Raw genomic sequence first — 12,478 nt, 5'->3', positions numbered from 1 at the left:
CATGCCGGTGCTGACACGTGACGCCCTGCTGGCCTGGGGCGAGGCCTTCGGGCGCGGACTCCGCGCGCCGTGCGTCGTCACCCTCGCCGGCGACCTCGGCGCGGGGAAGACGACCCTGGTGCAGGCCATCTGCCGCGGCGCGGGCGTCCGCGAGCCGGTCACGTCGCCGACCTTCGCCCTGGTGCACGAATACGCGGGCGGGGCCACCCCGGTGTATCACCTCGACCTGTACCGCCTGCGCGACCCGCGCGAGCTGCTGGGGCTGGGGTGGGACGAGATCGTATCGGCGCACGCGATCGTCCTCGTGGAATGGCCGGAGCGCGCCGGCGATGCGCTTCCCCCTGACGCGGTGCGGCTGACCCTCGCCCACGTTCCGGGACGCGACGACGTCCGGGAGCTCGTGGCGCACGGGAGCTCCGACGGGAGGGGCGATGCCTGAGCTGACACTGGTCCTCGAGGCGTCGACGGGAACGGGGTCCGTCGCCCTCCTCCGGGGGGGCGCCCTCGTCGCCGAGACGGAGGTCGCCATGCGCGGGCACGACGGGGAACGCCTCATGCCGTCGGTCGTGCAGCTGCTGGCGGAGCGCGGGGTCCCGGCCAGTGCGCTGGCGCGCGTCATCTGCGGGGCGGGGCCGGGGGGCTTCACGTCGCTTCGCATCGCCGCCGCCCTCGCGAAGGGGGTGGCCGACTCGTTGGGGATCGAACTGTGGGCCGCGTCGTCACTCGCGCTCCTGGCCGCCAGCGATGAAGGGCTCGGGGACGGGAGGGGGGGACGCGAGCCGGCCGCGCTCGCGCCATCGGGGGGGGGCGACACGCGGTCGCGCAACGTCGGGGGCTCGGCGCCGTCGGCCGAGGACGCCGACGGGGCGGTCATCGCGGTGATCGACGCCCTTCGCGGCGAGTGGTATTGCCAGCGCTTCGTGCGTAGCGCGGAGGGCGTCATCGTGGCGGACGGCGAGCCGGGACTCATGGCGCGCCCGGCGCTGGCGTCGGTCGCGGCCGGCGCGGGCGCTCGCGTCGTCGGAATGGGAGGAGACACGTTCGCCGGCGGCCGGAACGCCGTCCCGCTCGCGCGTGACGTCGCGCGCCTCGTGCCGGGCCCCCTCCTCGCCCCGGTGGCGCTCGACACGTGGGAGCCCGACTACGGTCGCCTGGCCGAAGCCCAGGTGAAGTGGGAGAAGGCGCACGGGCGCTCGCTGGGCGCCACCGGATGAGGCCGCCGAATCGGCACGCGCTGCCGTCCTGGGCACCCGGATGAGCGATGACGGCCACGTCACGATTCGCGACGCGACCCTCGCCGACGTCGACGCAATCGCCGCGATCGAGCGCGGGACGTTTTCCGACCCGTGGTCGGCGCGGTCGTTTCGCGAGCTGGTGGGCCGCCCCGATGTGGTCTTCGAGGTCGCCGAGTCCCCGGAGCTCCCCCTCGGCGCGATCGCCGGCTACGCGATCGTCTATCTCGCCGACGCCGACGGCGACCTGGCGAACCTCGCGACCGCTGCCGGTACCCGGCGGAGGGGGATCGGACGTCTGCTCCTTCGGCATTCGCTCGCCACGGCGCGCCAACGCGGTGCACACCTGGTCTTCCTGGAGGTCCGGGAGTCGAACCAGGCGGCGCGGGCGCTGTACGAATCCGAGGGGTTCACTGGCGTCGGGCGTCGCGCGCGGTACTATGCGCACCCGGTAGAGGACGCGCTGATCCTCCGCAAGGAGTTGGTGTAGCGTTTCCGGTAGAGATCGCAATCGAATGGTGGCGTACCCCACTTGGTGCGCGCATACTGTCCGTGGCGAGTCATCACTCTCGCCCAGGAGGAACTGTGAGTCGAAGCCTGAACAAGGTCATGCTGATCGGGAACCTCGGTAAGGATCCCGAGATCAAGTCGGTGGGGAGCGGGGGGCGGGTGGCGGAGTTCTCGCTCGCCACGACGCGCACCTGGAACGGCCCCGGGGGCGATCGTCAGGAGAAGACCGAGTGGCATCGGTGCGTGGCGTGGAATGCGCGCGGCGCGGGCGCTGGCGGCCTCGCCGACATCATCGAACGCTACGTCAGGAAGGGAGATCGCCTGTACGTCGAGGGGAGCATCGAGTACCGGCAGTGGCAGGACAAGGAGGGGCAGACGCGCTACACCACCGAGATTCGCGTTCGCGACCTCGTGATGCTTGGTGGCAAGGGAGGGAGTGATGGCGGCGAGTACAACGGTGGCGGGCGGGGGCGCGCCGCATCGCAGGAGCGCACGCGCTCCGGAGCCGGGATGCCGGCGGCAGCTGGGGGGGGAGACGACTTCGAGGACTTCCCGAGCGCCCTCGAGTCCGATGAGGACGATCTCCCGTTCTAGCCGGAGTGCCCTGGCCCTCATGGCGGTGGTGGGGACGCTGGCCGTCCCCTCCATCGCACGGGGGCAGGGCGCGCCTCGCGTGCACGTCGTGCGTGCGGGCGAGACGCTGTGGCGCATCGCCACGAACGAGCTTGGGGACGGGCACCGCTGGCGGGAGCTCGTCCGGCTCAATTCCCGTATCCGCAGCGAACGCTCGCTGCCCGTCGGGATGCGGCTGGTCCTCCCTCGCGGCCGCCGAGGAGCGGGGAGGGCCGGCGCGGGAACGGCTGCCGGTGAGTCCGCCGCGCGCACCGCGGCATCGGGCCCGGCCACGCGCGCCGCTCGGGCGCCAGGCGCTCCGGGCGCTGCCGCCCCGACGTCGCCTCCCTCACGAGCTGGTGAGGCGGCGCCGACGCTGGTGACCGCCGACTCGCTGAGCACACCGACCATTTTCGCTGCGGCTGCGCGGTCGCGGCGCCTGGATGGGTCGCGGGAGGGGGGACGAGGGGGGGCGTTGAAGGGGGCGAGTTCGGCCGAACCGGTCGGCACCATGACGCCGGCGGCGTCCCGCGCGCAGGTGGCCGAGGGCGGTGCCGGGGTGCAGTCTGCGGCATCGGTCGGCGCGGATGCCATCGCCCGCGAGACGCTCGTCGCTCCCTGGTTCGACGACGCGGACGTGGTCGCGCGTGGCGGGCGCGTGCTGCGGCGCCTGGACCCACCTGCACTGGAGCGGTCCATCGAGCATCGCACCCTGCACCTGTTCGACCGGGTTCAGCTGGTCGCGCCTTCGGGGGCCCCTGCTGTGGAGCGGGCGGCGTTTCTCGTGGTCGAAGTTGGGGCGCCGGTCGCGGATCTGGGGCGGCTCGTTACGCCCGTCGGGATCATTCACGTTACCCGTTCGCCCGACGGCGCCTCACCGGCGGAAGGGGTCGTGACGGCGGCCTTCGGTGCCCTGGCGGAAGGGGGCGCGCTGGTCCCGATGGTGTCCGCGGGCGCTGCCGCCGAAGTCGGGGAGCGGTCGGAGCGTCTCGACCCGGTGGAGGGGCGCGTCGTGGCTGTCGTCGGTGGTGCGACGCTCCCGACGCTGCAGCATGTGGTGATGCTCGACGTGGGGGCGGCGCGTGGCCTGCGCACGGGCGACGCGGTCACGTTCCTCACCGACGATCGGGGGGCTGCGGGGCAGGAGATCGCGCGCGGCGTCGTGTTGCGGGTCACGGCGCGCAGCGCGAGTGCGCTCATCATTCGCCAGTCGCAGCCGTTGCTGCGCGAAGGGGTGCGCGCTCGCGTCACGAGGGCGCTCCCCTGAGCGGGCGCATCGGACTACATTGAGGGCGCACCTCGCGTCCCCCGTACTCCGACGACGAGTGCTGTACGGCACGGCGCCTGGGGAATCCCCGGCGCCGTTTGTCTAGTGCACCTCGCTCGACGTCGGCTTTCGCCGCCGTGGCGCCGCGCGCGCCGCCGACACCAACCACAGAGGCAGACAAGATCGTGACGTTCCTCGTCCCGCAGCACTCCGTGTGGCCCGCCGCGTGTCACGCGGCCCAGGGCGTCGGCATCGCCAGCGCCGAGGTGGCCGCGTGAGCCGCCGGGCGCTGGTCACCGGCGGCGCCGGATTCATCGGGTCGCACGTCGTCGAGCTCCTCCTCGCCCGCGGATACCACGTCGACGTCGTCGACAATCTCTCGTCAGGCAAGCGTGAGAACGTGCCGCCCGGGGCGACGTTGCACGTGGCAGGCATCGGGGAGTCGGGGACGGCGGCGCTCGTGCGCGACGGGCGCTACGACGTCCTGTGCCACCTCGCGGCGCAGATCGACGTGCGCAGGAGCGTCAACGACCCGGCGTTCGACGCGACCATCAACATCCTGGGGACGCTGAACCTCCTGGAGGCGGTGCGCGCATCCGGACACCCGACGCGCTTCGTCTTCTCGTCGACGGGCGGGGCGATCTACGGCGACTTCGTCTCGGTGCCGACGGTCGAATCGATGCCGAAGGACCCGGAGTCGCCGTACGGGATCGCCAAGCTGTCGGTGGAGTACTACCTCGGGTACTACGCGCGCATCCACGGGCTCGACACGGTGGCGCTGCGATATTCGAACGTCTACGGACCGCGCCAGGACCCGCACGGCGAGGCGGGAGTCGTGGCCATCTTCTGCAACCGGATCCTCAGGGGTGAGGCGCTGACGGTCTTCGGCGAGGGGCTCCAGACGCGCGATTACGTGTACGCGGGCGACGTCGCGCGCGCCAATCTCGCCGCTGCCGAGGCGGCGCTCCCCCGGCCGGCGCAGCTCGACGTGCGAGCCTACAACGTGGGGACGGGGGTGCAGACGACGGTGCTGGAGCTGGCGGCGTCGTTGCAGGGCGCGGCGGGGTCCAACGTCCCCGTGCAGCACGCCCCGGCCCGCGCGGGCGAGCAGCAACGCTCGGCGGTCGACATCGACAAGGCCGCACGCGAACTGGGGTGGCGCCCGGAGGTGTCGCTGGCCGACGGGACGCGCCGGACCTTCGAGTACTTCGCCGCGCGGCATCGCGAGGGGGCGCAGTGACCTGGCCGATGCTGGCGCAGATGGGGGGGGCGGTTCCCGAATCGGCGTGGGACCTCCTGCGCTCCACCGACCTGGTGACCAAGGTGGTGCTGGCCTTCCTCGGGCTCCTCTCGCTCATCAGCTGGACGATCGTCCTCGCCAAGTGGCGCGAGTTCTCGAGGATGCAACGCGCCTCGCGCCGCTTCCTGGAGGGGTTCGAGCGGGCGCATGCGCTGGACGACGCGGCGGCACTGGCCCGCGCCGGTGGGGCGAACCCGTTCGGCGAGGTGCTGAAGCGCGCCGAGCGGTTCATGACGGAGACGCGCCCGGCGATGGCGGCGACGGCCGAGCGGACGGCGCGCTTCAGCGCGTCGCAGGTGGAGGCGTTGCGGCTGGTGCTCGACTCGCAGGCGGAGGCGGAGCGTGATGCGCTCGCCCGCTATGTCCCGTGGCTGGCGACGATCGGCTCGGCGTCACCGCTGATCGGGTTGTTCGGTACGGTGCTGGGGATCATCCAGTCGTTCGTCGGGATCGCGACGCGCGGGTCGGGGAACGTGGCGTCGGTGGCCCCTGGGGTCGCGGCAGCGCTGACGGCGACCGCCGCCGCGCTGGCGGTGGCCATTCCCGCGGTCTTCGCGTACAACATCTTCGCGAATCGCCTCAATCGCATCGAGGGCGAGCTGGAGGGATTCGGCTCGGAGCTGATCGCGCTTCTCGTGCGCGAAGAGCGGATCTAGCCGACGATGGGACGCCGACGGGGGGAGCGGACACCGCTGAACGCCGAGATCAACGTGGTGAGCCTCATCGACGTGATGATGCTCCTGCTGGTGATCTTCATGATCACGGCGCCGATGATGCAGGGCGGGGTGGACGTGCAGCTCCCGAAGGGTGAGGCCCGGGCCCTGGAGCCCAAGAGCGGGCTGGTCGTGACGATCGACCGCCGGGGGAGCGTCTTCGTCGACGACACGAAGATGTCGTTCGAGGAGTTCCGGGCCGCCTTCAAGGCGTTGGCGGACCAGCGGGCGAAGCGCGGGGTGTACCTGCGCGCCGATGCGTCGGTCCCGTACGGTTCGGTGGTCCGCGTGCTCGGGGTGATGGTGGCGGCGGGGACGAGCGGCGTGGGGATGATCGTGGAGCCCGAGAAGCCGTGACGCCGCGCGCCGCGCGGGGGGCCCTGCGGCTCCCCGCCACGCTCTCGCTCCTGCTGCACCTCTCGCTGGTGGTGGTGGCGCTGGTGGTGGCGCGCGAGAAGCGCGTGGCGCTCCCGCCCGTGTACCAGGTGGACCTGGTGGCGGCGCCGGCCGGGCCGCGCGCGATCGGCCAGGTGGCGGAGGCGGCACCGGCCCCGCCGCGTGAGGCGACGCCTCCCCCCAAGCGTGCCGAGGCACCGGCCGAGGCCCCCGTGCCGGTGAAGAAGGCCCCTCCACCACGGACGGCGCCCCGCGCCACGCCGGTGCCTAACGCCGCACAGGTCCCGACACGCAACACGCCGGCGCCGCGGGCGGGGGGCGGGCCGGAAGGGGGGACGGGGACCGACGTGGCGAACGTGAGCGTGCAGGGGATCCCGTTTCCCTATCCGGGTTACCTGGAGAACATCGTCCGGCAGATCGCGCTGCGCTTCAAGCCGCGCAGCGGGCAGGCCCTCGTCGCGGAGGTCCTCTTCCTCATCCGCCGCGACGGGAGCATGACGGGGTTCCAGTTCCGCCGGCGCTCGGGTTCGTACGAGTTCGACCTCGAGGCGCAGGGGGCGGTGGAGGCCGCCGCGCGTTCGGGCTCGTTCGGCCCGCTCCCCGACGGATTCAGGGACGATGTGCTGACGGTTATCTTCAGCTTCGATCCGCAACTCATCCGCTGATGCCATTCCCGCGCCGCTGCGCGCTCGCTCTGGTCGCGCTCCTCTCCCTCGCGACGGTCGCCGCTCCCGCCCGGGGGCAGGACACGACCGTGGCCGGCGTCCGCATCGGGCTCGTGTACGCGCCCGGTACGCGCCCCGGCGTCCTCGTCCTCCCCGTGGAGGGGACGGCCGGGGACTCGATCCGTGCGATCCTGCAACGCGACTTCACCTACGGCGACCGGATCAACGTGATCGCCCTCGAGCCCTCGGCCGTCCCGCCGTTCGGCTCGGGGAGCAGCAAGCCAAACTATCCGCTGTTCACGCGGCTGGGGGCGGCGGCCATCCTGCAGGTGACGCCCACGTCGTTCGGGATCCAGGTGACGGTGCATAACGCGGGGAAGGGGGCGGTGGAGCGGACGAAGGCCTTCCCCCTCCCGATGGGGGCGCTGTCGCCGGCGTGGCGGCTCGCGCTGCACGAGGTGGCGGACGAGATCGAACAGTGGATCACCGGCGTGCGGGGGATCGCGGCGACGCGGATCCTGTACGTCAGTGCCGGACGCGTGTGGCAGGTGGACAGCGACGGCGCCAACGCGGCCCCGCTCACGAACGAGAGCGGGGCGATGTCGCCGGTCTGGCACCCGAAGGCGTCCCACATCGCCTACATGACGATGGGGGCGACGGGACAGCAGGTCGTCATCCGCGAGATCGGCGGGGCGACGCGCGTCCTCCCCACGCGCGGCGGGCTGAACATGACGCCGACCTTCTCGCCCGACGGCTACACGATCGTCTACGCCCACGGCGCGGAGGCCGGGACGGATCTCTACGCCACCAACGCGTTCGGCAACGAGCCTGCGCGGCGCATCACGGTCGGTCGGGGGAGCGACAACACGCAGCCGACCTTCTCCCCGGACGGGCGTCGGCTCGCCTTCACCTCGGGCCGGAGCGGCCATCCCGAGGTGTATATTTCCGACGCCGACGGGACGAACGCGGAGCTGCTCACCCCGTACAATTTCGGTGACCAGTCGTACCGCGCGAACCCCGACTGGTCTCCCGACGGCCGGCTGATCGCCTTCGAGGCGCAGCTGGCGGGACGCATGCAGATCATGACCATCGGGCTGCGCGACCGCGTGATCAGGCGGCACACGAGCGAAGGGGTCAACGAGCAGCCCTCGTGGGCGCCCGACGCCCGTCACCTGGTCTTCACCTCGAATCGCGGCGGGACCAAGCAGCTGTGGGTCCTCGACGTGGAGTCGAACTCGGTGCGACAGCTGACGCACGCCCCGGGCGGGGCACGCTTCGGCGCCTGGTCGCCGTCGCTGCGCGCCCGCTGACACTGGCTCATTTCTTCACCTCACACCCCCACCCCCATCCCAAGGCAAGGACATCGACATGACTCGTGGAACTCGCGTACTCGCCCTCTCGGTGCTGGCCCTCGCCGCCGTTTCCGCCTGCCGCAAGAAGCCGGAGGTGACGCCGGCGCCGAGCGGCCCGGCGCCGTCCCCGACGTGCGACCAGCGGTGCCGTGACAGCATCGCCCTCGCCGAGAAGCGCCATGCCGACTCCATCGCTGCGGCGAATGCGGCGCGCGAGGCGGCGGAGCGTGAGCGCGCGCTGGCGGCGACCAAGGCGACGTTGGCGGCTCCCGTCTACTTCGAGTACGACTCCGACGAGCTCTCGCCCGACGCCCGTGCCACGCTCGATGCCAAGCTCGCGATCTTCCGGGCCAACCCGTCGCTGCGCCTCCGCGTGGCGGGGCACACGGATGAGCGCGGGTCGGACGAGTACAACCTGGCGCTCGGCCAGCGCCGCGCGGCGGCGGTCAAGCGCTACCTCTCCGACCAGGGGATCGATGGTGGGCGCCTCGACATCGTGTCGTTCGGCGAGGAGCGTCCCGCGGTGGCGGCGTCCAACGAGGAGGCGTGGCGCATGAACCGGCGTGCCGAGTTCGAGGTCATCGCCGGCGCCGAATCGCTCGTGGCGCCGAAATGACCGGGCGGCGGCTGGGACGCGCCGGCGCGGCCGCCACCCTCGTCCCACGCGCAACGACATGCGGATCCTTCAGGGCGACATCCTGAGCTTCCGCACCGAGGCCGCGCGCGCCGACTCGGCGCGCGCGCGCCAGCTCGCTGCGGTGGCGGCATCGTTAGGCACGGTGGCCGACTCGGTGCGGGCCACCAGCGATCGCCTGACCCGGTTCCAGGGGGACTCGCGCGGTGAGCTGCGCGCGATCCAGCAACAGCTCCTGCAGATCCAGGAACTGACGGGGCAGAGCCAGCGGCGCCTGCAGGAAATGCGGGCCGAGATGGAGGCGCGGGCCCAGCAGGCGGTGGCGCCGCCGGTCGTCGCGCCGCCGGGGGACACCTCGGCGATCGCCCCGGTCCAGGCCGCTCCCGGTCCGAACCAATTGTACCAGTTGGCGTATGACCAGTTGCGCCGCGGGAGCTATTCCGCGGCGCGGGCGGGCTTCGAGGAGTTGCTCCGGCGGTATCCCACGTCGGAGCTCGCCCCCGACGCCCAGATCAACATCGCCGAGGCGTACGCGGCCGAGGGGACCTCGACGGCGGCCGACTCGGCGTATGCGGCCGTGGTGGAGAAGTACCCGCGCTCGATGCGGGCGTCCACGGCACTCTACAAGCTGGCGCTCTCCATCGCGCGCCAGGGGCGACGCGCCGACGCCCGCACGACGATGGATCGCGTGGTGCGGGAGTACCCCACCTCGGACGAAGCCGACCTCGCACGGGAGTGGCTGCGGACGAATCGATAGGACGACCGACCCCCTCGACATGGCGACTGTAGGGCACCCGGCGGAAATGCCGTTCCTCGAGCACCTCGAGGAACTGCGCTGGCGCATCCTCAAGTCGCTCGTGGCGCTCGTCGCGGGGGTCGTGGTCGCCTTCTCGCTCCTCCTCAAGTTCGACATCATCCTGATCCTGGAACGGCCGATCCTCCCGTTCCTCAACGGGCACCAGCTGGTCTACACGCACCCGGCCGACCCGTTCAAGATCACCATGAGCATGGCGTTCGCCCTGGGCGCCATCTTCGCGTCGCCGGTCCTCATCTGGCAGGTGTGGGGCTTCCTCTCGCCCGCGCTGTACAAGCACGAGAAGAAGGTCATCATCCCCGTCCTCATCTTCGGGGCGATCCTGTTCCTGGCCGGCGTCTCGCTCGCGTTCTTCGGGATCATCCCGATCACGCTGAAGATGTTCTACAGCATCCAGACGGCGTCGCTCACCCCGATGATCACCGCGGGGGAGTACTTCGACTTCGTCGTCTCGCTCTCGCTGGTGCTCGGGGCGGTCTTCGAGCTCCCGATTGCCGTCCTCGCGCTCACCGCGCTCGGGATCGTGACGCCGCAGTTCCTCAACCGGTTCCGGCGGCACGCGGTCGTCGTCTGCCTGGTGGCATCGGCCTTCATCACGCCGGGGCAGGATCCGTTCTCGCTCCTCGCGATCGCGGTCCCGCTGTACCTGCTCTTCGAGTTGAGCGTCGTGTGCTCGTTCGTCGTGTACCGCCGCAAGCAGCGACGCGAGGAGTCGCGCCTGGCCGAAGAGTCGGGAGTGATGGCGTGAGGTTCCACCGCCGGGCCCTGGTGCTGGTGGCGCTCGCCCTGGGGCTCGTCGTGGTGGGCGCCCCGCAGGCCAGGGGGCAGCGCCCCACCCCGCCGGTTCGCAGCGCGCAGCAGCGGGCCGACTCCATCGCCCGGGCCCGGGCACGCGCCGCGGCCGGCGACACGACGCGGCCACGCACCGCGCTGGACTCGCTGCGCGAGCACGAACAGGTGGGGCGCAGCGCGCTGGATTCCGCCCGGATGCGCATGGAGGTGCAGTGGGCGGCGCCCGATTCCGTGATGAACGCCCTGCTGAACCGGAAGGGGTACAGCGTCACCCGCTACCAGGGGGGCAACGTCGTCTTCCGCGCCGCCGAGCACACGATGAACCTGGTCGGGAAGCATGCGGCGGTGCAGCGCGACTCGGCGATGCTCGTGGGCGACACGATCCAGTTCAACGACTCGACGAACGTGGTGATCGCGCGCGGCGACACCCTCCTCCTGCGTGACCCGTCGCAGGGGCAGGACGACATCATCGCCCTGGGGAGCATCCGGTACGACGTGAACAACCGCCGTGGCGTGGTGCGCAACGTCACCACGGCGGTGGAGAGCGGGCAGCGGTGGGTGGTGCACGGCAACGTCGCCGCCTTCAAGGGCGATTCGACCGACGCCGGGCGCTCGGCGTTCTATGCGCGGGACGGGTGGCTCACCAGCTGCGAGGAGACCGAGCCGCACTATCACTTCGCGGCGCGCGAGCTCAAGCTCGTGTCCAAGAACGTGATGGTCGCGCGCCCCGCCATCCTCTACATCGCCGACATCCCGGTGATGTGGTTTCCGTTCGTCTTCCAGGACATGCGCTCGGGACGGCGCAGCGGGATCATCGCCCCGCGCATCGGCTTCAACCAGGTCTTCCGGCAGAGCCCCTTCCTGCGCCGCACCATCGAGGACATCGGCTACTACGTGGCGCTGAACGACTACATGGACGCGCAGCTGTCCATGGACTGGCGCAGCGACGCGCGCTCGACCGCCTTCGACCCCGGCTACCTCAAGTTCAACGGACAGGTGAACTATCGGTGGCGTGACCGCTTCATCAGCGGGACGCTGGCGTCGTCGTACCACTACCTGCGAAACGGGCAGGTGAACAAGCAGTATTCGCTGTCGCACTCCCAGGAATTCTCGCAGCGCACGCGCATCAACGCGACGTTCAACTACGTCACCAACACCACCATCCAGCGCAACATCAGCTTCAACCCGGCGCAGGCGATGCAGACCATCCGGTCGTCGTTGAACTACACGACGGGGCGGGGGCCGGTGACGCTGAACCTGGGCGGGACGCAGACGCAGTATCCCGGGCGATCGCAGCTGGACCGCGACTTCCCCAGCCTGGGGATCACCAGCAAGCCGATCAGGGTTGGCGAGAACTTCACCTGGTCGCCGGGGCTCACGATCTCGAACGCCCAGAGCTTCGACATCGACCAGGTGGGAGACTTCGCGTTCCGCTACGTGCGCGACCCCGTCACGAACCAGCTCGACAGCGTGCGCGTGCGGCGCAACACACGCCGCTCGACGATCAGCATCGAGACGCCGGTGCAGATCTACGGCTTCAACTGGCGCAACTCGATCCGGGTCAGCGACGTCCTCAACGACTTCCCGCAGCGGCGCACGATCTACACCGACGTCAGCGACACTACGAGCAAGGTGGAGCGCGTCTTCGCGCGCGACTTCGTGACCGGCCTCGATTGGGACACGGGGTTCAACCTGCCGAGCTTCTTCCAGGGGTCGTGGAACGTGACGCCCTCGGTGAGCTTCTCGAAGGTCGACGGCCGGTCGCCGCTGGTGGTGCGCACGGAACGCACCGGGGGGAAGTTCCTCACCCAGTCCATGCGGCCGAGCTACGGGCTGTCGGTCTCGCCGAAGCTGTACGGGTTCTTCCCGGGGATCGGGCCGGTGGAACGCATCCGGCACACGATCGAGCCGCAGCTGATGTTCGCCTACACGCCGCGCGGGAGTGTGTCCAACGAATTCCTCGCCGCCAACGGCGACATCGCGCAGGGGTACCTGGGGAACAACCCCCAGAGCACGATCAGCCTCGGCTTCTCGACCAACTTCGAGGCCAAGCTCCGCTCGCGCGAGGGGGGGCGTGACACGGCGACGACGGCGCGCCCGGGTGGGGCCGGGGCGGGGGGCGCCGCGGGCGCCGATAGCGCGGGTAGAGGTGGCGCGGGGGGCGCGGCGCCCGCCTTCGGCGGCGCCGGGG

General features: G+C 71.2%; 13 protein-coding genes and 1 pseudogene. All 14 read left to right on the top strand.

Annotated elements, in window-relative coordinates; genetic code table 11:
- Position 1 precedes the first annotated feature (1 nt).
- Positions 2-439, top strand: coding sequence for a tRNA (adenosine(37)-N6)-threonylcarbamoyltransferase complex ATPase subunit type 1 TsaE (locus tag ABS52_15715; GenBank protein ODT01984.1), 438 nt, complete (start codon positions 2-4; stop codon positions 437-439).
- Entirely contained in the window at positions 432-1,214 is a 783-nt protein-coding gene (locus tag ABS52_15710) for a tRNA (adenosine(37)-N6)-threonylcarbamoyltransferase complex dimerization subunit type 1 TsaB (protein ODT01983.1), read from the top strand. The genes ABS52_15715 and ABS52_15710 overlap by 8 nt, the downstream gene beginning before the upstream one ends.
- Before the next feature lie 40 nt (positions 1,215-1,254).
- Positions 1,255-1,722, top strand: a complete 468-nt coding sequence (locus tag ABS52_15705; GenBank protein ID ODT01982.1) for a ribosomal-protein-alanine N-acetyltransferase — start codon at positions 1,255-1,257, stop codon at positions 1,720-1,722.
- Positions 1,723-1,817: 95 nt separating this feature from the next.
- A complete protein-coding gene (locus ABS52_15700; GenBank protein ID ODT01981.1) occupies positions 1,818-2,336 on the top strand; it encodes a hypothetical protein in 519 nt (172 codons plus the stop codon).
- Positions 2,337-2,355: 19 nt separating this feature from the next.
- Positions 2,356-3,621 (top strand): hypothetical protein, encoded by a 1,266-nt coding sequence (locus tag ABS52_15695; GenBank protein ODT01980.1) that lies wholly within the window; start codon positions 2,356-2,358, stop codon positions 3,619-3,621.
- 274 nt (positions 3,622-3,895) lie between these two features.
- On the top strand, positions 3,896-4,861 hold the full coding sequence (locus tag ABS52_15690; GenBank protein ID ODT01979.1) for a UDP-glucose 4-epimerase: 966 nt from the start codon (positions 3,896-3,898) through the stop codon (positions 4,859-4,861).
- The gene (locus ABS52_15685) at positions 4,858-5,577 is read left to right on the top strand and encodes a hypothetical protein (protein ID ODT01978.1); all 720 of its coding nucleotides are present in this window, start codon (positions 4,858-4,860) and stop codon (positions 5,575-5,577) included. The genes ABS52_15690 and ABS52_15685 overlap by 4 nt, the downstream gene beginning before the upstream one ends.
- 6 nt (positions 5,578-5,583) lie before the next feature.
- The gene (locus tag ABS52_15680) at positions 5,584-5,991 is read left to right on the top strand and encodes a hypothetical protein (GenBank protein ODT01977.1); all 408 of its coding nucleotides are present in this window, start codon (positions 5,584-5,586) and stop codon (positions 5,989-5,991) included.
- The gene (locus ABS52_15675; GenBank protein ID ODT01976.1) at positions 5,988-6,695 is read left to right on the top strand and encodes a hypothetical protein; all 708 of its coding nucleotides are present in this window, start codon (positions 5,988-5,990) and stop codon (positions 6,693-6,695) included. Before ABS52_15680 ends, ABS52_15675 begins: the two co-directional genes overlap by 4 nt.
- Positions 6,695-8,005 carry a hypothetical protein gene (locus tag ABS52_15670; protein ID ODT01975.1) on the top strand — a complete coding sequence of 437 codons (1,311 nt, stop codon included), beginning with the start codon at positions 6,695-6,697 and terminating at the stop codon, positions 8,003-8,005. Before ABS52_15675 ends, ABS52_15670 begins: the two co-directional genes overlap by 1 nt.
- Before the next feature lie 58 nt (positions 8,006-8,063).
- Entirely contained in the window at positions 8,064-8,663 is a 600-nt protein-coding gene (locus tag ABS52_15665) for a peptidoglycan-associated lipoprotein (GenBank protein ID ODT01974.1), read from the top strand.
- Positions 8,664-8,721: 58 nt separating this feature from the next.
- The gene (locus ABS52_15660) at positions 8,722-9,438 is read left to right on the top strand and encodes a tol-pal system protein YbgF (GenBank protein ODT01973.1); all 717 of its coding nucleotides are present in this window, start codon (positions 8,722-8,724) and stop codon (positions 9,436-9,438) included.
- Positions 9,439-9,457: 19 nt separating this feature from the next.
- Positions 9,458-10,243: a twin arginine-targeting protein translocase TatC gene (locus tag ABS52_15655; GenBank protein ODT01972.1), complete on the top strand. Its 786-nt coding sequence runs from the start codon at positions 9,458-9,460 to the stop codon at positions 10,241-10,243.
- Positions 10,240-12,478, top strand: a pseudogene (locus ABS52_15650) (hypothetical protein). The gene ABS52_15655 and the pseudogene ABS52_15650 overlap by 4 nt, the downstream one beginning before the upstream one ends.

Source organism: Gemmatimonadetes bacterium SCN 70-22 (assembly GCA_001724275.1).
In the GTDB taxonomy this organism is placed as follows: Bacteria; Gemmatimonadota; Gemmatimonadetes; order Gemmatimonadales; family Gemmatimonadaceae; genus SCN-70-22.
The sequence above is the reverse complement of the archived record's forward strand: the minus strand, read 5'-3'. Positions and strand labels throughout refer to the sequence as shown.